This is a genomic window from Roseburia hominis A2-183, assembly GCF_000225345.1.
Taxonomy (GTDB): Bacteria; Bacillota; Clostridia; order Lachnospirales; family Lachnospiraceae; genus Roseburia; species Roseburia hominis.
On sequence record NC_015977.1, the window covers coordinates 1,327,291 to 1,350,722 of the forward strand.

16 protein-coding genes are annotated in these 23,432 nt (G+C 52.6%); 14 read left to right on the forward strand and 2 right to left on the reverse strand.

Annotated features, from left to right (window positions below; translation table 11 throughout):
- Nucleotides 1-102: 102 nt before the first annotated feature.
- The 4 genes from RHOM_RS05935 (at nt 103) to rhaD (ending at nt 4,756) form a co-directional block, all read left to right on the forward strand.
- The gene (locus RHOM_RS05935; RefSeq protein WP_014079376.1) at nt 103-1,095 is read left to right on the forward strand and encodes an AraC family transcriptional regulator; all 993 of its coding nucleotides are present in this window, start codon (nt 103-105) and stop codon (nt 1,093-1,095) included.
- Between the two features lie 129 nt (nt 1,096-1,224).
- Nucleotides 1,225-2,646, forward strand: coding sequence for a rhamnulokinase (rhaB, locus tag RHOM_RS05940; protein WP_014079377.1), 1,422 nt, complete (start codon nt 1,225-1,227; stop codon nt 2,644-2,646).
- On the forward strand, nt 2,643-3,893 hold the full coding sequence (locus RHOM_RS05945; protein WP_014079378.1) for an L-rhamnose isomerase: 1,251 nt from the start codon (nt 2,643-2,645) through the stop codon (nt 3,891-3,893). The genes rhaB and RHOM_RS05945 overlap by 4 nt, the downstream gene beginning before the upstream one ends.
- A gap of 41 nt (nt 3,894-3,934) precedes the next feature.
- Entirely contained in the window at nt 3,935-4,756 is an 822-nt protein-coding gene (rhaD, locus tag RHOM_RS05950) for a rhamnulose-1-phosphate aldolase (RefSeq protein WP_014079379.1), read from the forward strand.
- A 121-nt stretch (nt 4,757-4,877) separates the two neighbouring features.
- On the opposite strand, the gene RHOM_RS05955 is transcribed toward rhaD, so the two are convergent.
- Nucleotides 4,878-5,075 (reverse strand): hypothetical protein, encoded by a 198-nt coding sequence (locus tag RHOM_RS05955; RefSeq protein WP_044024625.1) that lies wholly within the window; start codon nt 5,073-5,075, stop codon nt 4,878-4,880.
- A 164-nt stretch (nt 5,076-5,239) separates the two neighbouring features.
- On the opposite strand from RHOM_RS05955, the gene RHOM_RS05960 reads away from it, so the two are divergent.
- The 10 genes from RHOM_RS05960 to fliB all read left to right on the forward strand — a co-directional run bounded on the left by RHOM_RS05960 (nt 5,240) and on the right by fliB (nt 21,082).
- Nucleotides 5,240-8,806 carry a PD-(D/E)XK nuclease family protein gene (locus tag RHOM_RS05960; RefSeq protein WP_014079380.1) on the forward strand — a complete coding sequence of 1,189 codons (3,567 nt, stop codon included), beginning with the start codon at nt 5,240-5,242 and terminating at the stop codon, nt 8,804-8,806.
- Nucleotides 8,807-12,490: a helicase-exonuclease AddAB subunit AddA gene (gene addA / locus RHOM_RS05965; protein WP_014079381.1), complete on the forward strand. Its 3,684-nt coding sequence runs from the start codon at nt 8,807-8,809 to the stop codon at nt 12,488-12,490.
- 64 nt (nt 12,491-12,554) lie between these two features.
- Nucleotides 12,555-13,181, forward strand: coding sequence for a Maf family protein (locus RHOM_RS05970; RefSeq protein ID WP_014079382.1), 627 nt, complete (start codon nt 12,555-12,557; stop codon nt 13,179-13,181).
- A gap of 26 nt (nt 13,182-13,207) precedes the next feature.
- Nucleotides 13,208-13,465 (forward strand): hypothetical protein, encoded by a 258-nt coding sequence (locus tag RHOM_RS05975; protein ID WP_014079383.1) that lies wholly within the window; start codon nt 13,208-13,210, stop codon nt 13,463-13,465.
- Nucleotides 13,466-13,538: 73 nt separating this feature from the next.
- Nucleotides 13,539-14,936: an NAD(P)/FAD-dependent oxidoreductase gene (locus RHOM_RS05980; protein WP_014079384.1), complete on the forward strand. Its 1,398-nt coding sequence runs from the start codon at nt 13,539-13,541 to the stop codon at nt 14,934-14,936.
- Between the two features lie 25 nt (nt 14,937-14,961).
- Nucleotides 14,962-15,954, forward strand: a complete 993-nt coding sequence (locus RHOM_RS05985; RefSeq protein WP_242823165.1) for a peptidylprolyl isomerase — start codon at nt 14,962-14,964, stop codon at nt 15,952-15,954.
- 27 nt (nt 15,955-15,981) lie between these two features.
- Complete coding sequence (locus RHOM_RS05990; RefSeq protein ID WP_014079386.1) at nt 15,982-17,343, forward strand: MATE family efflux transporter; 1,362 nt, start codon at nt 15,982-15,984, stop codon at nt 17,341-17,343.
- Nucleotides 17,344-17,453: 110 nt separating this feature from the next.
- The gene (locus tag RHOM_RS05995; protein WP_081468035.1) at nt 17,454-18,353 is read left to right on the forward strand and encodes an undecaprenyl-diphosphate phosphatase; all 900 of its coding nucleotides are present in this window, start codon (nt 17,454-17,456) and stop codon (nt 18,351-18,353) included.
- Nucleotides 18,354-18,362: 9 nt separating this feature from the next.
- Complete coding sequence (locus RHOM_RS06000) at nt 18,363-19,919, forward strand: ABC-F family ATP-binding cassette domain-containing protein (RefSeq protein WP_014079388.1); 1,557 nt, start codon at nt 18,363-18,365, stop codon at nt 19,917-19,919.
- A 35-nt stretch (nt 19,920-19,954) separates the two neighbouring features.
- Nucleotides 19,955-21,082, forward strand: a complete 1,128-nt coding sequence (gene fliB, locus RHOM_RS06005) for a flagellin lysine-N-methylase (RefSeq protein WP_014079389.1) — start codon at nt 19,955-19,957, stop codon at nt 21,080-21,082.
- Between the two features lie 232 nt (nt 21,083-21,314).
- On the opposite strand, the gene htpG is transcribed toward fliB, so the two are convergent.
- Nucleotides 21,315-23,414, reverse strand: a complete 2,100-nt coding sequence (gene htpG / locus RHOM_RS06010; protein ID WP_014079391.1) for a molecular chaperone HtpG — start codon at nt 23,412-23,414, stop codon at nt 21,315-21,317.
- Nucleotides 23,415-23,432 lie beyond the last annotated feature (18 nt).

Here is a 23,432-nt window from a genome sequence, read left to right on the forward strand (position 1 = left end):
ACAACGGGTGTGGCCTGTGTGGATAATTGTAGAAGAGAGCAGACGTGCTGGTGACAACGGCAGGCGGGGCGCAGAGTTTTACAGAAGGGCAGCAGAGCGGCGATGAGAGAAGAACTTCTTAACGAACTGATGGTCATTTCAGAGGAAGAAAAAAAGTACAGAGCGGGACAGGGAATGGTCGAGCGTCAGCTGTATGCGAGAGAGTCGATCGGGGAGATTGACCGGGATCTGCTGTTAAAGCGGGGACGGCTCATCACCGTGCGCCCGCACAGCCGCTTTGTGGATTTCCCGGAGCACCGGCACAATTATGTGGAGATCATGTATGTCGTGCAGGGGAGCATCACGCACATCATTGAGGGGAAGGAGCTGACGCTTCACAAGGGGGATGTGCTGATGTTGAACCAGCAGGTGCGCCATGCTATCCGCAGGGCAGAGTATGAGGATATCGGCATCAATTTTATCGCGCTGCCGGAGTTTTTTGAGGTGCCGCTTTCCATGCTGCACGAGAAAAATGTGCTTGCGGAATTTATCGCCGGCGCTTTCGGACAGAAAAATCCGGTATCGCACTACCTGCTGTTCCGCTTAAAGGAGCAGCCGCAGGTGGAAAATCTCATGGAAAATATGATCGAATCCATGTTGCATGAACATTCCGATGAGGATGTCATGAACCAGTATACGATGGGACTGGTATTTTTATATCTTCTGAATCACCTTGAGAATTTAAGCCACAATTCCTCGATGGATTACCGGGAGACGATCGTGCAGGCGGTGCTCGGGTACATCAAGAGCGACTGCAAAAATGCGAATCTGACGAAGATCGCAAAAGATACCCACCAGTCGGTCTCGGTGTTAAGTAAGCTGATCCGGCAGAAAACCGGCGATACGTTCAAGGAGCTTTTGCAGCAGCGGAGATTTGAGACGGCGGCGCATCTGCTTAAGGAGACGGATCTGGCGGTGGAGGAGATCGCGCTCGATGTCGGGTATGAGAATCTGAGTTATTTTTTCCGGCAGTTTAAGAGCCGGTACGGCGTGACGCCGCGTGCGTACCGCATGATGAATTTACGTGATGCCGGGAACCTTGATGAAAAATCATAGAGAATTATAGAGAACATTTGAGAATGGAAAATAAGGACAGTTTTTTAGTCGAATCAGAGCCTAAAAAACTGTCCTTATTTTTGTTATGCTGACAGCAGAAATGAGAAGGAAAGAGAAAGGAGCAGGGGGATGGAGACGACGTATTATCTGGCGGTGGACATCGGAGCGTCGAGCGGACGGCACATGCTGTCCCATCTGGAAGACGGGAAGCTGGTATTGGAAGAGATCTACCGTTTCCCGAACGGAATGACGGAGAAGAACGGGCACAAGGTATGGGATGTCGAGCGGCTGTTTGCGGAGATTTTAAACGGCATGAAGCAGTGTGTCAGACTGGGAAAAATTCCGCACAGCATGGGGATTGACACCTGGGCGGTGGACTATGTACTTTTGGATGGGCAGGGAAGACGTATCGGAGATGCGGCAGCCTACCGCGACGGCAGGACGCAGGGCATGGATGAAAAAGTGTATGCGCACATTACGGAGGAAGAACTCTACCGCAGAACGGGAATCCAGAAACAGATTTTTAACACGATCTATCAGCTGGCGGCAGTAAAAGAGCAGCATCCAAAATGGCTGGAGCAGGCGGACTGTCTGCTGATGATGCCGGATTATTTTCATTTTCTTCTGACCGGGAAAAAGGTGCAGGAGTATACCAATGCGACGACGACCCAGCTGGTCAGCCCGGTGACAAAGGACTGGGATGAGCAGCTGATCCGGCAGCTGGGCTATCCGAGACGGCTGTTTCAGGAGATCCGGATGCCGGGGTATGAACTGGGGAGCCTGCGGGGGGAGATCCAGAAAGAAGTGGGATTTTCCTGCAAGGTGATCCTGCCGCCCACACACGATACCGCCTCGGCGGTGGCGGCGGTGCCAACGCAGGAGGAAGAGACGCTCTATATCAGCTCCGGCACATGGTCGCTCATGGGAACCGAACGGATGACGGCGGATTGCAGCAGTGCGGCGAGAGAGCACAACATGACAAACGAGGGCGGTTACGACTGCCGGTTCCGCTATCTGAAAAATATCATGGGACTCTGGATGATCCAGTCTGTCCGAAAGGAGAGTGCGCCGGAACTTGGGTTTGGAGAGATCTGTGCGCGCGCCGCAAAGGAGACGATTGCATCGCGTATCGACGTCAACGATGCGCGCTTTCTGGCGCCGAAGAACATGACGGAGGAAGTAAGGAGGGCATGTCGGGAAGCGGGGGAGCAGGTTCCGCAGACCATCGGGGAACTGGCGGCGGTCATCTACCACAGTCTTGCGCAGTGCTATGCCGGGACGGCAGAGGAGATCGAGGCGTTGATGGGAAAACAGTACCCAGAGATTCACATTGTGGGCGGCGGCGCGAATGCGCAGTATTTAAACCGGCTTACCGCAGAATACACCGGAAAGACGGTCGAGGCGGGACCGACGGAGGCGACGGCGCTCGGCAACCTTGCCGCGCAGATGATTGCGGCGGGAGAATTTGAAGACCTCAGGGCGGCGAGAGCATGCATTGCGGATTCGTTTGCAATGGAGAAGTTTGAAGGAGAGAAGGGAGAAACGAGATGACAGGTTATGAAGCAGCAAAGGCAAAGTATGAGGCACTTGGCGTGGACACAGACCGCGCGATCGAGCGGTTGAAAAAGGTTCCAGTATCGCTGCACTGCTGGCAGCTGGACGATGTGATCGGATTTGACAATGACGGCGGACTCACAGGCGGAATCCAGACGACCGGAAACTATCCGGGGCGCGCCAGAACGCCGCAGCAGCTGATGGAGGACATGGAGGAGGCAATGAAGCTGATGCCGGGAACGGCAAAATTAAATATTCATGCGTCCTATGCGATTTTTGAGCCGGGAGAATTTGCGGACCGCGACGCCTTAGAGCCGAAGCATTTTGCAAAGTGGGTGGAATTTGCGAAGAAGCACCATATGGGAATTGATTTCAACCCAACGTTTTTCTCCCACGAAAAAGTAAAAGACGGACTTACCTTATCAAGCCCCGATGAGGAGACCAGAAAGTTCTGGATCAACCACGGAAAGGCATGCATCCGCATCTCAGAATATTTTGCAAAGGAGACCGGCGTGCCGTGCGTCATGAATATCTGGACGGGGGATGGATTTAAGGATGTTCCGGCAGACCGTATGGGACCGCGTCTGCGCTGCAAGGATTCGATCGAGCAGATTTTATCCGAACCGTATGACAGAAATCTCGTCAAGCCGTGCGTGGAATCCAAGGTATTCGGTATCGGTGTGGAGTCTTACACCGTGGGTTCGGCAGAATTTACATTGAGCTTCGCCGCACAGCATGAAGGCTGTATGCCGCTCATGGACAACGGACATTATCATCCGACGGAGTATGTTTCGGACAAGATTCCTGCCATGCTCTGTTTTTACCCGGAGTTTGCGCTTCACATTACCAGAGGCGTGCGATGGGATTCGGATCATGTGCTGCTCTTAGATGACGAGACGAAAGAGATGGCAAAAGAGATCGTAAGAAACGATGCGCTTGACCGTGTATACATGGCGCTGGATTACTTTGATGCGAGCATCAACCGTGTCCTGGCGCTTGCAACAGGCTTTCGGAGCTGGCAGAAAGCCCTGTTAACGGCACTGTGCACGCCGAATGAAATGTTAAAGGAGCTGCAGGATACGAATCAGCTGGGAAAACTCATGGTTATGCATGAGGCGGTAAAAATGCTTCCGATCGGCGAGATCTGGGAGGAATACTGCCGCAGGGAAGGCGTGTGCGACGACCTTCATTTCTACGACGAGATCGAGCGTTACGAGCGTGAGGTACTGACCAAAAGAGGATAAGCAGATAGAAGCTGAATCAGAGAGAAGAGAGGAAGAGAATCATGAAATTTTTGGATGCAGAATTTGTACAGGGATTTATCCGCATGGCAAACGACGGATGGGAGCAGGGCTGGCATGAGAGAAACGGCGGAAACTTATCTTACCGCGTGAAACCGGAGGAAGTGGAAGCGGTGCGGGAGAACTTTCAGGAAAAGGAGTGGCAGCCGATCGGCACCACGGTGCCCAATCTGGCAGGAGAGTATTTCCTTGTGACCGGAAGCGGAAAATATTTCCGCAACGTCATCTTAAAGCCGGAAGATTCGATCTGCATGATTGAGCTGGATGAAAAGGGCGAGAACTACCGGATCGTGTGGGGACTGGTAAACGGCGGAAGACCGACCTCGGAGCTGCCGAGCCATCTGATGAACCTGGAGGTAAAGAAACTGCAGAATCCGAAGTACCGCGTGGTCTATCACGCGCATACCACCAATATCATTGCGCTGACGTTCGTGCTTCCACTGGAGGACCGCGTATTCACGAGAGAACTCTGGGAGATGGCAACGGAATGTCCGGTGGTATTCCCGGCGGGTGTCGGCGTGGTGCCGTGGATGGTTCCGGGCGGCAGGGAGATTGCGGTTGCGACCAGCGAGCTGATGAAAAAATATGATCTTGCGATCTGGGCGCATCACGGCATGTTTGCTGCCGGCGAGGACTTTGACTTAACGTTCGGTCTGATGCACACCGCAGAAAAATCCGCGGAGATTCTGGTGAAGACGCTCTCCATGCGTCCGGATAAGCTCCAGACGATACAGCCGGACGACTTCAGACATCTGGCAGAGGATTTTCATGTGACCCTGCCGGAAGAATTCCTGTATGAAAAATAAAAGAGAAGCCTGCCTGCAGGCATAAGAAAACCCCCGGGCGCAATGGAAAGGTACGAAACCTTGGATTGTCAACCGGGGGCCTTCTTATGAAATTCTTTTGTCTGATTCATAGAACCTTTCTCTAGGCAGTGGCATCGAACGAATGAACATCATCCTCCTCTGTCACCGTCATTGCCTGATGCAGCAGTGTGGCGAACGAAGAAGAAGGCTGCTGTTTGGAACGTTGCTGCTTTCTGCTCTCTGGTGCAAGCCGGTCGATCCGGTTTACGGGGTGAACGGGTAACACGAAAACACTATCATAGTAGATTGCGACAATCATCCTCCTTGACAAATAAATCACAACTGATAGGGGTTAATGAGTTCCTTCTCTACTATATATATCGGCTGACATCAGAAATAATTAAGAGAAAATAGAGAGAATATTATTTGGAAGAAGCGTGCACCTGTGTTAAAATATTGCTGTGAACAGGGGGCACGTTTTTTATGTCATTACAGTTTGTGTTCGGCAATTCCGGAAGCGGAAAGTCCGATTATTTATATCAGTCGATATTGGAGGAAGCGGAAAGGGAACCGGAGAAGAATTTCCTTTTGCTTGTTCCGGAACAATTTACGATGCAGACGCAGCGCGAACTTGTGTGGCGGCAGCCCAATCATGCCATCATGAACGTGGATGTGCTCAGTTTTGTGCGTCTGGCGTACCGTGTGTTTGACGATCTCGGAATGCAGGATCTGGTCATTTTAGAGGAGACGGGCAAGAATCTGGTGCTGCGCAAGGTGGCGGAGCTTAAGAAAAAGGAACTCTCGGTGCTCGGTGGCAATCTCAACAAAATGGGATACATCGGCGAGATCAAGTCCCTGATCTCGGAGATGGCGCAGTACAATATCACGCCGGAGGATCTTGGCGCTTTTCTAGGCGCGCAGGATGTCGGGGATACCCTGCGCTGTAAGATGCAGGATATTCTTACGATGTATGAGGGATTCCGGGAGTATATTGACGGGAAATACATCACGGCGGAGGAGATTCTGACGCTCTTGTGTGAGGTGGCGGAGGAATCCGAGCTCATCAGGGACAGTGTGATTGTCTTTGACGAATTTACGGGATTCACCCCGATCCAGAACCGGCTGCTTAGGGTGATGCTGCCGCTTGCCGACCGCGTCATCGTGTCGCTCTCCATGGATATCCGGGAGGATTTTTACCACAGCAGAGGCGTGCACGAGCTTTTTTCCATGAGCAAGGAGACCGTACAGACACTGCTTAAGATTGCGGCGGATGCGGGATGCGAGGTACTCTCTCCGGTGATTATGGAGCCGGGAGAGCACAGGCGCTATGAAAATGCACCGGAGCTGTTTTTCATGGAACAGAATCTGTTCCGTCCGATGTACCGGAAGTGGCGGAAGCCGGTTAATGACATCAGCATCACCAGCTTAAAGGATCCGCGCCAGGAGCTTTCTTTTGTCGCAAGGGAGATTGTGCGTCTGGTACGGACAAAGGGCTACCGTTACCGGGATTTTGCGGTGGTGACCGGAGACGTGCCACAGTATGCCAACTACGTTCCGGAGACGTTTGCACAGTACGGGATCCCGTTTTTTATCGACCAGACGAGAAACATTCTGTTTCACCCGTTCATCGAGTTTATCCGCGCGGCGCTTGAGGTCGTGGAGTTTGATTTCTCCTATCAGAGTGTGTTCCGCTTCCTTCGGAGCGGACTGGCGGGACGGCTTCTGACGGAGAATAAGACGGAGCAGACGGCAGACGAGGACGGCGCTGGAGCCGGAGCCGGAGTGAATGATGAGGACGGCGCTGGAGCCGGAGCCGGTGCGGATGCAGAGGATGTGATTGACCGCCTGGAGAATTATGTGCTTGCAAAGGGAATCCGCGGCAGAAAGCGCTGGAGCGAGAAATGGACGTCTGTGACGAAGCGGGATGCCTGCCATCCGGAGGCGGCGCAGGAGGAGATGGCTCTTTTGAACCGGGTGCGGGAGCGGATCGTTCTGGCATTTGAGCCGCTGTGTGGACTTTTTTCCGGGAAAAAACACACGGTTGCGGAGCAGACCTACGGACTGTATGAGTTTATCTCGGCGCTGGATATTGAAGCGCAGCTTAAGGAGAAGCAGTTCCTCTTAGAACAGGCGGAGGAGACGGAGTACAACGGCGTGCGCAGGAACCAGACCAGAGCGCAGGAGTATGGTCAGATTTATAAGATCGTGATGGATCTTTTTGACAAGGTTACATCGTTGCTCGGGGAGGAGCAGATGTCGATCCGGGAGTACGGAGATATTCTGGACGCAGGATTTTCTGCGGCAAAGGTCGGTATGATTCCGCCGGGAAATGACCGCGTGACGGTCGGAGACATTGAACGCACCAGATTAAATCATATCCGGATTCTGTTCTTTGTGGGGGTCAATGACGGTATCGTGCCGAAAGCCGGCAGCACCGGAAGCATCATCTCACAGTTCGAGCGCGAGAAGATGGCGGAGCATCATCTGATGTTAGCGCCGGGGGCGCGGGAAAAAGTTTTTATCCAGAAGTTTTACCTGTATCTGAACTTAACCAAGCCGTCGGACGGATTGTATGTCACCTACTCGAGGGTCAGTCCGGAGGGAAAGGCGCTGCGCCGGTCTTATCTGATCGGAACGCTCTGCAATATGTTCCCGGAACTAAAGATCCGTGAGCCGGAGGAGGAGACGGAGGCGTCCGCGATTTTAACGCCGGAGAGCGGGATCGATTATCTGTTGGAGGGACTCTGGACAGAACAAAAGTCACATACCTGGAAGGCGCTTGCAAAGTGGTATCTCTCGGATGAGACTTATCATGCGAAGGCGCTGCGCCTGCTTGCGGCATCTTTTTACCGTTACAGCGGAGAGCCGATCGGAAAAGAGGTTGCGCGCGCCTTATACGGCACGGAACTGGAGAACAGTGTCACAAGGCTGGAGCAGTTTGCGGAGTGTGCGTTTGCGCATTACATGACCTACGGACTGGGACTGTCGCAGCGGGAACTGCAGGAGTTTGCCGGCGTGGATATGGGAAATATCTATCATGACGCGCTGTGGCATTTTGCGGAGCGCATCCGCAGGTCTTCGTATACCTGGTACGATCTGCCCGAACAGACGCGTGAGGCGTGGATTGAGGAGAGCATGAATGACGCGATTGCGGGCTGTGCGAATGTGGGCGCATTCGACGAGGCGAAGAACCGCTATCTGCTGTCGTGCATGAAAGACACGATCCGGCGCACGGTGTGGGCGCTCACGATCCAGGTGCAGAAGGGGCGTTTTACGCCGAGTGATTTTGAGGTGTCGTTTTCGCAGGCCGATCATCTGGAGGCAATCCGCTTTCAGCTGACAGAGGAGGAAAAAATGCGTCTGCGGGGCAGGATTGACCGTGTGGATACCTGTGAGACGGACGATAAGGTGTATGTAAAGATCATTGATTACAAATCGGGCAACACCACATTTTCCCTGCTGAATCTGTATCACGGGCTGCAGCTGCAGCTGGTGGTTTATATGAATGCGGCGCTCGAACTGGAGGCAAAAAAGCATCCGGGAAAACAGGCGGTGCCTGCGGGAATGTTTTACTATCACATTGAGGATCCCATGGTTGACGGCAGCGGCACAGAGTCGGAGGAGGAGATCCGGCAGGCCGTGCTGGAGGAATTAAAGCCGAACGGGTTAGTCAACGACGATCCCGAGATATACGGGGCGATGGATACGGAACTTTCCGGAAGCTCCGCAGTCATTCCTGTGGCGCTTAAAGCGGACGGTTCCTTAAAAGCGACGTCCAAGACGGCGAGTACGGAAGAATTTGAGACAATGTCGGACTACGTGAAGGAGACCGTGACGAAGGCGGGCAGAAGAATCCTAGGCGGAGATGTGGCGGCGGCACCGTATGAACTCGACGGGAGAAGCGGCTGCGATTATTGTCCGTATCACATGGTGTGCGGATTTGACGCGCGGATACCGGGCTTTTCTTACCGGAAGTTAGAAAAGCCGGACGGTGCCGAGGCGATTCTTGCGAAAATGAGAGAGACGCGAAGCGAGGAGAAGAGACAGTAGATGGGTGTTTCATGGACCAGAGAACAACAACAGGTAATCGATTTAAGAAAGCGCAACATTCTGGTATCGGCAGCTGCCGGTTCGGGTAAAACGGCGGTTTTAGTCGAGCGCATTATCAAGATGATCACGGAGGGAGAACATCCGGTGGACATCGACCGGCTTTTGGTGGTGACGTTTACGAATGCGGCTGCGGCGGAAATGCGGGAGCGCATCGGGGCGGCGATCGAGAAAGCGCTGGAGGAGCATCCGGATTCGGAGCATCTGCAACGCCAGCTGACGTTAATCCACAATGCGCAGATCACGACTATCGACAGTTTTTGTCTGTATGTGATCCGCAATCATTTCCACGAGATTGACCTGGAGCCGGATTTTAGGATCGGGGACGAGGGAGAGTTAAAGCTGTTAAAAGAGGACGTGCTGCGCGGCGTGCTGGAGAGCAATTACGAACAGATGACACCGGAGTTTGCGGCATTTGCAAAAGGGTATGTGTCGGGGAAGAGTGATGCGAAGGTGGCGGAGATGATCCTCTCGCTCTATGAGTTCTCCATGAGCTACCCGTGGCCGATGGAGTGGCTTACTTCCGGCATCTGTGGCTATGAGATATCGGATGTGCAGGAGATGGCAGAAGCGCCATGGATGCAGCCGCTCGTGCTGCATCTGCGGTCGGTGCTGGCGGATCTGGTAAAAAAGCTTCGCATCGCGCATGTGCTTACGCGGGAGGAAGACGGACCGAATATCTATGAGAAGGTGATCTCGTCGGATCTCGCAAAGTTCGAGGGACTGGCGGCGTGTGAAAATTTTCTGGAACTGTACGAAAAGCTTACCGCCGTCACTTATGACAGGCTGCCGTCGAGCCGCGGCTTTTCGGGAGATGCAGGGAAGCTTTCGCGTGTGAAGGAACTCCGCGACCAGGTGAAGGATACGGTAAAAAAGATCAACAAGCAGTATTTCTTTGCATCGCCGGAAGTCATGTGCGGGCAGGTGCGCCGGGCAGAGCCGATGGCGAAGGAACTGGTGCGTCTTGCCATCGCATTCTCCGAGGCGTTTGCAGCGGAAAAGCGCCGCAAGAATCTGGTGGATTTTCACGATCTGGAGCATTTCGCACTGGAGATTCTCGTGGATGCAAAGACAAAGCAGGCGCGCGCTGCGGCGGAGGAGTTCCGCGACATGTACGAGGAGATCATGATCGACGAGTATCAGGACAGCAATCATGTGCAGGAGACGCTTCTTAGGGCGATCTCGAGAGAGGAGTGCGGAGCGTACAACCTGTTCATGGTGGGGGACGTCAAGCAGAGTATCTACCGCTTCCGTCTGGCGAGACCGGAGCTTTTTATGGAAAAATACGATACCTACACGCTGGAGGAAAGCAGTACGCAGCGTATCGATCTGCACAGGAATTTCCGGAGCCGGTCAGAGGTGCTTGATCTGACAAACGATGTGTGTTACCGGATCATGGCGCGCGATCTCGGCAATGTGGCATACGATGAGGATGCGGCGCTCTACGCGGGCGCAGATTATTGTGCGCCGGATGAGGCAGGGATGTTTGCACCGGAGATTCTTGTGGCGGACAGTGCCGAAGAACTCTTAGAGGGCAGCGGGTACGAAGACCGGAAGCTGTATGAGGCGAAGCTTGTGGCAGAGCGCATCCGGAAGCTGATGACAGAGCAGAAGGTGACGGACAAGGCGACGGGGGAACTGCGCACCGTGCGTTACAGCGATATTGTGATTCTGCTCCGCAGCCTAAGCGGGTATGCCGATTCGTTTGCCGCCGTGTTGAACGAGGCGGGAATACCGGCGCATACGGTGTCAGCAACCGGCTATTTCTCGGCGGTGGAGGTGCAGACGGTGCTTGCGATGCTTCGGATTCTTGACAATCCGAGACAGGATATTCCGCTTGCGGCAGTGCTTAAGTCTCCGATCGCCGGGCTTACGGACGAGGAGCTGGGACGGCTTAGGGCGCACGACCGCAGCGTGCCTTTCTGTGAGTGTGTGCTCGCACGCTGCAGGGAACTTGCGCAGAGTGAAGAACCTTTGGCGGAAGGTTATGAGAAAAAACTGTGGGAGTTCTGGAAGCTGTATGAGAGGCTGCGGGCGCTTGTGCCGGACACCCCGATTCACGAGCTGATCGAGATCGTGTTGAAGGAAAGCGGCTACGGAAATTATGCGGCGGCGATGCCGGCAGGAGCCAGACGCAGAGCGAATCTGCGCATGCTGGTGGAGAAGGCGATCGCCTATGAGAATACGAGCTACAAGGGATTGTTTCATTTTGTGCGCTACATCGATGAACTCCAGAAATACGATGTTGATTTTGGCGAGGCGGACATGGTCGGGGAGAATGAGGACGTCGTGCGCATTATGAGTATCCACAAGAGCAAGGGACTGGAATTCCCGGTGGTCTTTGTGTGCGGTCTGGGAAGAAATTTTAACAAGCAGGATACCAGAAGCCGCATGGTGCTGCACCCGGAACTGGGAATCGGAATTGACTGGATCGACGGCGAGCGCAGGATCAAGACGCCGACCATATTAAAGCGCGCCATCGCAAAGCAGATCGAACTGGAGAATCTGGGCGAGGAGCTCCGCGTGCTCTATGTGGCGTTCACACGCGCGAAGGAGAAGCTGATCTTAACGGGGTGCAGAAAAGATGCAGAAAATGATCTGGCGGCGCTAAGGGAAGCGGCACAGGAGGAACTTTTCCCGGAAACGGAGCATGTTCCTCTGCCGTATCTGCTCCGGGAGAGCGCGGCAGGCTATTTCGACTGGCTGCTTCCGGCGGTGTTTTCCTATCACGGACGCTATCAGGTGCGCGTTGTGCCGGCGGAGGAACTGCTCGACGCAGAGAGCCGTCACATGAAGGAGGAGACGGAGAATCTGGAACAGTGTCTGTCACGCATTGCAGCGGCGGATGCGGCAGACGTGGCGGAATTTGACGGGAAGTTTTCATTCACCTATCCGTACGAGCGCGATCTGGAGCGCAAAAACAAATATTCCGTGTCGGAATTAAAGCATCGGGCGATGCGGGAAAAGCTTCTGGAGGAGGAGACGGATGTTGTCCCGGCGTTTTTAGAGACGGAGGGAAAATCCTATGTTCCGCCGTTTGTCCAAAAAAAAATGGAGCAGGAAGAAACCGGCGGACAGAACCAGGGTGCACTGCGCGGAACTGCGGTTCACAGGGTGATGGAGTGCTACCAGTTTTCGGCGGCGGCAGGAGTCACGGAACAGATTGAGGCGATGCTTGCCGGAGGACAGATCACGGAGGAGATGAAGCGCCTGGTAAAACCGGCTCTCATCGAGACGTTTCTCACATCGGCGGCGGGAGAGCGGATGAAGCGTGCGGAGACTGCCGGAACGCTGTACCGGGAGAAACCGTTTGTGATGGGATTTACGGGCGAGGAGCTCGCGGCATTCGGATTCGGAGACGGAGAGAAATGTGCGGATGACAAAGAGCTGACGCTGATCCAGGGAATCATCGATGTGTTCTGGATTGAGGAGGACGGCATTGTGGTGCTGGACTATAAGACGGACCGTGTGAAAACCGGCAAGGAACTGGCGGACCGTTATGCTTCGCAGTTAAAGCTCTACGGCGAGGCGCTGGAGCGGATCTATAACCACGGAAGTGAGAGGACGCTTCGCGTGAAGGAGCGGCTTCTCTACTCGTTCCGGCTGGGCGCAGTGATACCGGTGTAACGTAAATGGAACATAAGAAACGATAGATTTCAGAGATAAGAACATCAGAAAGGAAGAAAAAGAGATGGGACAGATCATACTGGCATCCGCCTCACCGCGGAGAAAGGAATTGTTAGAGCAGATCGGGATTTCGTTTGAAATCTGCCCGGCCAAAGGTGAGGAGCGGATCACGAAGAGCGTACCGCACGAAGTCGTGGAGGAACTGGCGTCGCAGAAGGCCATCGAGGTGGCATCCATGGTAAGAACCTACGAGGAGACGCATCAGGAACTGGTGACACCCTCGGATCTTATGGTGATCGGCGCCGACACGATTGTCTCCTGCGGGGGACAGATCTTAGGGAAGCCCAAAGACGAGCGTGATGCCTGCCGCATGCTTAAGCTTCTCTCCGGCGGCACACACCAGGTATACACCGGAGTGTCGATCGTGCTTTTGGATGCGTCCGGAAAGGCCGGTCAGGTGATGTTTCATGAGAAAACCGATGTCACGATGCGCGCGATGAGCGAGGAGGAGATCCGGCGCTATGTCGCCACCGGCGAGCCGATGGACAAGGCGGGCGCATACGGAATTCAGGGGAAATGTGCGATTTTTGTTGACAAAATCGATGGCGACTATAATAATGTTGTAGGGCTTCCGGTAGCAGCCATTTACCGGGAATTAAAGAAGCTTGGAATTGATATCTATTTATGGTAAAATAAAACGTTGGCGGAGGAAAAGATATGTACGATGAAATGTGCCTGGATACATTTTTGGCGCAGCAGGAGAAGCTGTTTCGGGAACCTGTGGCAGAAAGCAGGGAAGAGGCGGAGGAATTTCTTTCGGACTGTTTCGCAACGGTCTGTGAGAATCTGAAGGAAGTGCGGGCGTACTTTAAGGAAGAGGGTGCGGATATCGCCGGAATGAGCAGCGAGGATCTGGCGGAGCAGGCAGAAGTGTTCGCACTGCCGGACGGAAGATACCTGATCGTGGAAGCTTAAGCCGTCTGCTTTGGAGAACGTAGGAAGATACATAACAGAATGGTAGAATATATAGAAAGAACGAGGGAATGTAATGAAGAATTATGATGTGATCATTATAGGAGCCGGTCCTTCCGGAATTTTTTGTGCGTATGAGCTGATTCATGCGAAAAAGGATCTGAAAGTGTTAATGATTGAAAAAGGAAGACGGATTGAGAACCGTGAATGTCCGAAGCGTAAGACCAAGGTATGCGTGGGATGCAAGCCGTGTTCCATCACGACCGGATTCGCCGGTGCGGGAGCTTTCTCCGATGGCAAGCTGTCCTTATCGCCGGATGTCGGCGGCAACCTGCCGGAGATTTTAGGCTACGATAAGACCGTGGAGCTGTTAAAGGAATCGGATGATATTTATCTGAAATTCGGTGCGGATTCCAAGGTGTACGGTGTGGATAAAGAGAAGGAAATCCGCGAGATCCGTAGAAAAGCGATCATGGCGAACCTAAAGCTGATCGAATGCCCGATCCGTCATCTCGGCACGGAGGAAGGCTACAAGATCTATTCCAGACTGCAGGAGCACCTGTTAGAGGAAGGGGTCGAGATGGAGTTTGGCACCATGGTCAAGGACATCATCATCGAGGACAACCAGGTCAAGGGTATCATTACCGACAAGGATGAGACATACACGGCAGCAGAGGTCATCTCCGCTGTGGGACGTGAGGGTGCAGACTGGTTCTCCCATATCTGCAATCAGCATGATATTGAGACAAAGGTCGGCACTGTGGACATCGGTGTGCGCGTCGAGGTGCGCGATGAGGTGATGGAGTTCTTGAATGAGAACCTCTACGAGGCGAAGTTAGTGTACCATACGCCGACGTTCGATGATAAGGTGCGTACCTTCTGTACCAACCCGTCCGGCGAGGTTGCAACCGAATACTACGACAACGGACTGGCGGTAGTCAACGGCCACGCCTACAAGTCCAAGGATTTAAAGACCAACAATACCAACTTTGCCATTCTGGTATCGAAGAACTTCACAAAGCCTTTTAAGACGCCGATCGAATACGGCAAGCAGATCGCACAGCTCTCCAATATGCTCTGTGACGGCAGGATTCTGGTGCAGACATTCGGAGACTTTAAGCGTGGCAGAAGAACGACGGAGGAGCGCCTGTGCCGTAACAACCTCATCCCGACCTTAAAGGATGCGGTACCAGGAGATCTCTCCTTAGTATTCCCGCACCGGATCATGGTGGATATCGAGGAGATGCTGATGGCTCTCGACAAGGTAACGCCGGGTATTGCAAGTGATGAGACACTGCTCTACGGTGTGGAGGTCAAGTTCTACTCCAATAAGGTAGTGGTAAACTCTGACTTCGAGACGAGTGTCAAGGGACTCCGTGCGATCGGAGACGGCGCGTCCGTGACGAGAGGACTGCAGCAGGCATCCGCGAACGGAATTTCTGTGGCGAGAAGTATCTTGAAAAATATCATGTAGATGTTGAGATAAAGGGTGTTTCACGATGAGAAAAAGATGGGCGATGGGAATGACAGCGTGCGTATGCGCGCTGTCAATGGCTCTTACGGGATGCCAGATTGGCAATAAAGATATTGTGGTCTCGGGAACGCTAAGCAGCAGGCAGGTGTTTACACTGGACAAGTCTGCATGCAGCTTAAAGGAGGCAAAGGTATATCTGGCAAATTATCAGAATATCTATGGAACAGCATATACGATTGACCTCTGGCAGCATGACTTTGGAGACGCATCCCTGCTTGACTATGTGAAGGACATCACGCTGGAGGAGCTCACCCGTGTATACACGATGGATCTGCTGGCACAGTCGCAGGAAGTGACGCTCTCGGAGGATGAGACTGCGAAGGTGGCGGAAGCGGCAAAGGAATATTATGCATCCCTCTCGGAGGATGAGACCGCCTATATGGACGTCGCCGAGGCGGATATTGCGGAGTATTATACGCACTATGCGCTGGCGCAGAAGCTGTATCATTCACTGACGAACGGTGTCAACGAGGAGGTCAGCGACGATGAGGCGCGCGTGATGGAAATCATGCAGATTTATGTCACGGACGAAGACCGGGCGCACGAGGTGGAGCAGAAGCTGGCGCAGGGGGATGATTTTGCCTCCGTCGCCAACAATTATAACGAATTGTCGGCGATTCAGGTGACGGTATCGAGGGATGATCTGCCCGACGAGGTGGAGGAGGTGGCATTTCAGCTGGACGACAATGCCGTCTCCGGAATGATCGCTGCCGGAAATGGATACTATTTTATCAAGTGCCTGAATAAATATAATGAAGAGCTGACGGAAGCGAATAAGTCCAATATTGTGGAAAAACGTGAAAAAGAAGCATTTGACGATGTCTACAATGAATTTGTCGCATCGTTATCCTCGAGGCTGAACACGGATCTGTGGGATGGAATTGAGCTTACCACGGATGGCAGTATTCAGACGAACAGCTTTTTTGCGGTATTTGAGAAGTATTGCGGTGAGATCTGAGATACAGTATGAAATGAGGTAGATTCTATGACGAAAGATATGACAAGCGGTTCACCGATGAAGCTCATTTTAGGATTTTCGGTGCCGCTGTTGTTTGGATTTTTGTTTCAGCAGTTTTATAATCTGGTGGATACCCTGATTGTTGGAAGATTTCTGGGAGTGGATGCACTTGCGGCAGTGGGATCGACCGGTTCGCTGAACTTTCTGATTATTGGATTCTGCATGGGAGTGTCCAACGGTTTTGCCATTCCTCTGGCGCACCGGTTTGGAGCCGGCGATTATAAGGCAATGCGTGCGTTTATGATGAATGCAGTCTATCTGGCGGTGATCTTTTCTGCGGTCATGACGGTGTTTACGGTGGCATTCTGCCGGCCGATCTTACAGTTGATGCAGACGCCGGAGAATATTATTGATGACGCCTACACCTACATTGTTATTATTTTTGCGGGGATTCCGGCAACCTATCTGTACAATCTGGTGTCCGGCGTGATAAGGTCGATGGGTGACAGCAAGACGCCTCTGATTTTTCTGGCGCTGGCTGCATTTGTGAATATCGGACTGGATCTGCTTTTAATCATTGTATTTCCGATGGGAGTTGCCGGAGCAGCGCTTGCAACTGTGATCTCGCAGGCATTTTCCGGTATCGCGTGCGTCATCTACAGCAAGAGAAAGTTTGAGATCCTGCACACCGATGAGGAAGAGCGGAAAGTGAATAAGGGCTACATGAAAACCCTCTGCGGCATGGGTGTGCCGATGGGATTACAGTATTCGATCACCGCGATCGGCAGCGTGATCCTACAGAGCGCAGTCAACACGCTCGGATCGAATGCCGTGGCATCCATGACGGCGGGAAGCAAGATCGGTATGTTCTTCTGCTGCCCGTATGATGCGCTCGGTTCTACAATGGCAACCTACGGCGGACAGAACGTGGGAGCGAAGAAGTTAGACCGCTTGAGCGGCGGATTAAAAGCGGCGGGAATTCTGGGAATCGGATATTCGATTCTGGCGTTTGTGGTGCTGTGGCTTTGCGGCAATCAGCTTGCCATGTTTTTCGTGGAGAGTGCACAGGCGGAGGTCATTGCAAATGTAAGGCTGTTTCTGGTATGCAACAGTGCCTTCTACATTCCGTTGGCTTTCGTGAATATTGTACGCTTTTTGATTCAGGGTATGGGATACAGCAAGTTTGCAATTCTGGCAGGCGTCTTTGAGATGGCGGCGCGTACCCTGGTCGGATTTGTGTTTGTTCCGATGTTCGGCTATCCGGCAGCGTGCTTTGCAAGCCCGGTCGCATGGATTTTTGCTGACTGTTTCCTGTTCCCGGCATATTTCCATGTGTTGAAGAAGACGAAGAAAATGTTGAGCGAGCCTGTCCGCACGAGCGTGGCATAGCAAGCAGGCATGGTACCGGCTGAGCGTGGCATAGCAAGCAGGCATGGTACCGGCTGAGTGTGGCATGGCAGCGGCTGATGCATAGCAGTTATGAGAAGAATGGAGTATTTATGGCAGAGATTTTAAAGGCAATTATATTTGGTATCGTGGAGGGAATTACGGAGTGGCTGCCGATCAGCAGCACCGGACACATGATTCTCTTAAACGAGTTTCTGACACTGGATGTGAGCGCAGAGTTTTGGGATATGTTTCTGGTAGTGATCCAGCTGGGAGCGATTTTGGCGGTTGTGGTGCTGTTCTGGAATCTGATCTGGCCGTTTGCGCGCAGTTCCTCGGAAGCAGTCGTGGCCGCAGAACAGAATGAGAAGAGCGGTTCTCTTGCAAAGAGAGAATACTGGGTGTTAGGTCCCGTCACGGTGCGCATGCCGGTCATTATCAACTGGTGCAAGATCGTGGTGTCCTGCCTGCCGGCAATCGTATTTGTTGTGCTGGGGCTGGATGAGACCTGCGACAGACTGTTTTACAATCCGGTGTGTGTGGCGGTGGCACTGATTGTGTTCGGTGTTGCCTTTATTCTGGTGGAGAATCACAATGCAGCAAAGCAGGCGCCCGTGGAGCAGATGCGGGACATTACGTTTCAAATGGCGATTCTGATCGGTTTGTTCCAGCTGCTCGCGGCTGCGTTTCCGGGAACGTCGCGCTCCGGTGCAACGATTATCGGTGCGCTCTTAATCGGTGTATCAAGGAAGGCTGCGAGTGAGTTTACGTTCATTCTGGCGATTCCGGTGATGCTCGGTGCAAGCCTGCTAAAATTGATGGACTTCGGACTTCATCTGACCGGGACGGAGTGGGCGGTTCTGCTTTCCGGTATGGTCAGCGCGTTTCTGGTGTCGGTTGTCGTCATCAAGTTCCTGCTCGGATATATCAGAAAGCATGACTTTAAAGTGTTTGGCTGGTACCGCATTGGGCTCGGCGTGGTGGTGCTTTTGTACTTTTTTCTGCTGAAATAGAGGTGATGGATGAGTATTTTAAACGTAGAACATTTGACGCATGGATTCGGTGACCGTGCGATACTGGACGATGTGTCCTTCCGCCTGTTAAAGGGGGAGCATATCGGTCTTGTCGGAGCGAACGGCGAGGGAAAGTCGACGTTTCTAAATATCGTTACGGGAAAGCTGATGCCGGACGAGGGAAAAGTGGAGTGGGCGAAAAATGTGCGGGTCGGTTACCTCGACCAGCACTCGACACTCACCGCGGAAATGACGATTGAGAGTGTCTTAAAGTCGGCATTTTCGTGGCTGTTTGCGTTGGAAGAGAAGATGAATCAGATCTGTGATGCGCTCGGCGAGGCGGACGAGTCGCAGATGGATGCCATGATGGAAGAACTCGGCGTGATACAGGACACCCTGACGATGCATGATTTTTATACGATCGACGCAAAGGTGGAGGAGGTTGCCAGAGCGCTCGGACTCTTAGAACTCGGGCTGCACCATGATGTGACCGATCTAAGCGGCGGGCAGCGCATGAAGGTGCTGCTGGCAAAGCTTCTTCTGGAGAAGCCGGACATTCTTCTGCTGGACGAGCCGACGAACTATCTGGACGCGGAGCATATCGCGTGGCTGACACGCTATCTGCAGGAGTACGAGAATGCGTTTATCCTGATCTCGCACGACATTCCGTTTTTGAACGATGTTGTCAATATCATCTACCACATGGAGAACCAGCACCTCGACCGCTATGTCGGCAACTACGACAAGTTTGAGGAAGTCTACGCGGTAAAAAAGGCACAGCTTGAGGCGGCATACCGCAAACAGCAGCAGGAGATCAGTGAATTAAAAGATTTCGTGGCGCGCAATAAGGCGCGCGTATCCACCCGCAACATGGCGATGTCGCGGCAGAAAAAGCTGGACAAGATGGACGTCATCGAGCTTGCGGCGGAGCGCCCGAAGCCAGAGTTTTCCTTCCTGGTGGGACGCACGCCCGGCAGATATATTTTTGAGACGAAGGATCTGGTGATCGGCTATGAGGAGCCGCTCTCGAAGCCGCTTTCGATCGCACTGGAACGCGGACATAAGGTGGCGCTGATCGGTGCAAACGGAATCGGCAAGACAACACTTTTAAAGAGTCTACTAGGTCTGATTCCCGCGCTTGGCGGCGGTGTCGAGCAGGGCGAGAACCTCATGGTCGGCTACTTTGAGCAGGAGATCAAGGGGGAGAACAAGCGCACCTGCATTGAGGAGATCTGGGAGGAGTTCCCGGCATTTTCCCAGTATGAGGTGCGTGCGGCGCTTGCAAGATGCGGTCTGACCACAAAGCATATCGAGAGCCAGGTGAGAGTCTTAAGCGGCGGCGAGCAGGCGAAGGTGCGGTTGTGTAAACTGATGAACCGAGAGACCAACGTTCTGCTTTTAGACGAGCCGACCAACCATCTGGATGTGGACGCGAAGGAAGAATTAAAGCGTGCGCTGAAGGAGTACCGCGGAACGGTTCTGTTAATCTGCCATGAGCCGGAGTTTTACCAGGATATCGTGGGAGAGGTCTGGGACTGCTCGAAGTGGACGACGAAGATTCTCTGATAAGAGGCCGGCAGAATGACATGAGGGGGAACGAAATGAAGCCCGATTATTATGATGAGTTTCAATGCATCGCGGATGCGTGCAGTCTGACATGCTGTCAGGAATGGAAGATTGCGGTGGACCGTAAGACGGCTGCCGCATGGAAAAAAACAGAAACGCCGGAAGGGGTCCGTCCGAAAAGACGGACCTTATCTGATTATACAAAAAAATACGGGGATGGACGAATCATTACGCTCGATGAAAAAATGCGCTGTCCGTTTCTGGATGAGAGAAAGCTCTGCCGGCTGGTTTTAACTTACGGGGATGCGGTTTTGTCGGAGACCTGTACGGTGTTTCCGCGCGAGAAACATGAGGTGGCGGGGATCACGGAATATTCTCTGATGCCCTGCTGTCCGGCGGTCGTGGATCTGCTTTGGGGGCGGGAGTGCATCCGGTTTTCGGATGAGGCAGACAGTGCCTCCTACGGCGCATATGAAGCGGTGTATGGGGTGAGAAAACGTTTCCTCACAATCATGTCAGACCGTGCGTACCGGCCGGCACAGAGTCTTTGCATGCTGTTTTACATGGCGCTTGATCTGTGCGACGCGGGAACTTCATGGAAGGCGGAAGTCCCCAAATACGGGGATGCGCCTTTTAGAAAAGAACTTGCCGATGCGGTGGAGCATGCCGGGGCGGATTGCCGGGCGGCATTTGTGGAGCGCAATGAGCTGTTTCTGGATCTGGCGGAAAACTACCGGAAGGAAGGGCTGTACCGTACTTTTTTAACACCGGCGGCAGAGGAAGCGGAACAGATCGCGGAAGATTACGGGAAGATCCGTAAGGAAGATCTCGATGCATTTGCGCAGGCATTTTCTCCATATGAGGCACTGATGCGGTGCTATCTGCAGTCAGAGATTTTTTCGGAGTGTCTGGGGGAGCCGGACGACGTCGAGTATGTGACGGTAAAGCTGCAGTGGATTGCATTAGAGTATGCAGCCATCCGGCATGCCGCTTTTCTGTGCTGGCACAGGGAAGGCGCACTTTCCTATGAGACCATGCGCAGCTGTATGGTAATTCTGTCGCGCATGCTGGGATATGAAGACGAGGATATCTGGGAATACCTGGAGAACAGTTTTGAACGGCTGATCTGGGACTGGGGATATTTTGCCCTTGTTGTCTCGTAAAATGAGATGCCCTGCGTGTCAGGGCATCTCATCAAACGGATGGAGATGATGCTCCTTCAGATAGGAGACAGATGCTGCAAGATCCTCATAGCTGCGCACCTCAATTAACAGTGTGAAAATTGTGTGAAAGAGAAGGGATTTTCCGATAGAAAAAGCAGGACGGGGCGCGAAATTCACCCGCATAGAGTGAATTTCGCGCCCCATCCTGCTGTCTGTGAGAAGACGAATTGATTTATTTGGCAAGAAGCATCATGATCTTGTTGCTGCGCTCCACGAACTTGCTCATGGCATCGACGGACAACGGTTGGTTGGACAGCATTGCCAGGTCATAGAGCTGCTCGCAGAACATCGGAACGTTCTCGGAATCCTTGTGCTCGAAAATGTATTTGACCAGTGCATGGTTCGCGTTTAAGGTTAAGGTCTGGTCTGCGGCGAACATATTCGGGTCCATACCGCCCATGCCGCCCATAGCGTACATCTTCATCATATCCTGCATACGTCTGCCTTCCTCGGAGAGAGTGATGATGGAAGCAAGATTCTCATTCTTTAACTTCTCCACCTTGACGGTCAGCTTGTCGTTGCCAAGTGCCTTTTTAAACAGGTCGGTCAGCGTGTCGGTCTCTTCCTTTAAATCAGCGGCATCGTCTGCATCCTTTAAGGAGTCTGTGACATCCGCATCGATTCGCATGAATTTATAATGCTCGTTGCGTTGCTCTAACTGGGAGATGAAGGAGGTATCGATGTTGTGGTCTAAGATCACAGCGTCCATTCCCTGCTCCTTGAAGAGCTTGATGTACTGTCCCTGCTGTACCTTGTCGGTCACGTAGTAGATGACCTTGCGCTCGTCCTTTTCCTCTTCGGAATCGTCCTTTGCATCAGCATCCTCTGTGACGGAATTGCCGTTCTTGTCAACAACATCGGAAGCAGCATCGGTGTCTTCCTTTTTCTCCTCTTCTTTTACGAGAAGCTCCGGAAGGGTAAGGTACTTGTCATCCAGATTTTTAAAGAGGATATAGTCGTTCATCTTGTCGCAGAACTTGGGGTCTTTTAAGCAGCCGTATTTGATGAACGGACTGATGTCATCCCAGTATTTCTCGTAGGATTCCTTGTCTGTCTTGCACATGCCGATCAGCTTGTCAGCCACTTTCTTCGTGATGTATTCCTCAATCTTCTTGACGAATCCGTCATTCTGCAGAGCGGAGCGGGAGACATTGAGCGGAAGATCCGGACAATCGATCACACCCTTTAAGAGCATCAGAAATTCCGGAATGACTTCCTTGATATTGTCGGCGATAAATACCTGGTTGTTGTATAATTTGATAGTTCCCTCGATGGAATCGTACTCTGTATTGATCTTCGGGAAGTAAAGGATACCCTTTAAGTTGAACGGATAATCCATATTCAAGTGAATCCAGAACAGCGGCTCCTTGTAATCTAAGAATACCTTGCGGTAGAACGCCTTGTATTCCTCGTCGGTGCAGTCGTTCGGGTTCTTAAGCCACAGCGGGTTAGTGTCGTTGAGCGGAACCGGGCGTTTTAAAATCTTTAACTTATCCTTGGCAGGGGAGATCTCGACAGTCTCCTTCTCACCGTTCTCGTTCTCTTTTTCCTCGGTCTTTGCCTCCTCGTGAATCTCCTCCACGACCGTATCGGTATCGCGCTTGTCAGCAGCGTCGATGGTCTCGTATTCCGGCTCGGCATTTGCCTTGCTAAGGTAGATCTCGGTCGGCATGAAAGAGCAGTATTTCTCGATCACTTCGCGTGCACGGTACTCGTTTGCAAATTCGAGACAGTCCTCGTTCAGATGAAGCGTGATCTGTGTACCGATCGTTGTCTTGGTGCCGTCGGTCAGTTCGTAATCGGTACCGCCGTCGCAGGTCCAGTGTACCGGTGTGGCGCCTTCCTTATAAGATAAGGTATCGATCTCAACCTCGTCCGCTACCATGAAAGCGGAGTAGAAGCCCAGTCCGAAATGTCCGATGATCTGATCGTCCGTGGACTTGTCCTTGTACTTCTGAATGAAATCGGTCGCACCGGAAAATGCGATCTGGCAGATGTATTCCTCGACTTCGTCTGCCGTCATACCAAGACCGTTATCGGTAAATGTCAGGGTCTTAGCCTCAGGGTCTACGGTGACGCTGATCTTTGCCTTGAAATCAGCTGGGAGCGTGTACTCGCCCATCATGTCTAACTTTTTTAATTTGGTAATGGCATCACAGCCGTTGCTGATCAACTCACGATAGAAAATGTCGTGGTCGGAATACAGCCATTTCTTGATAATCGGAAACAGGTTATCGCTGTCAATTGAAAGACTTCCATGTTTGTTTGCCATAATAAAACACTCCTTTAT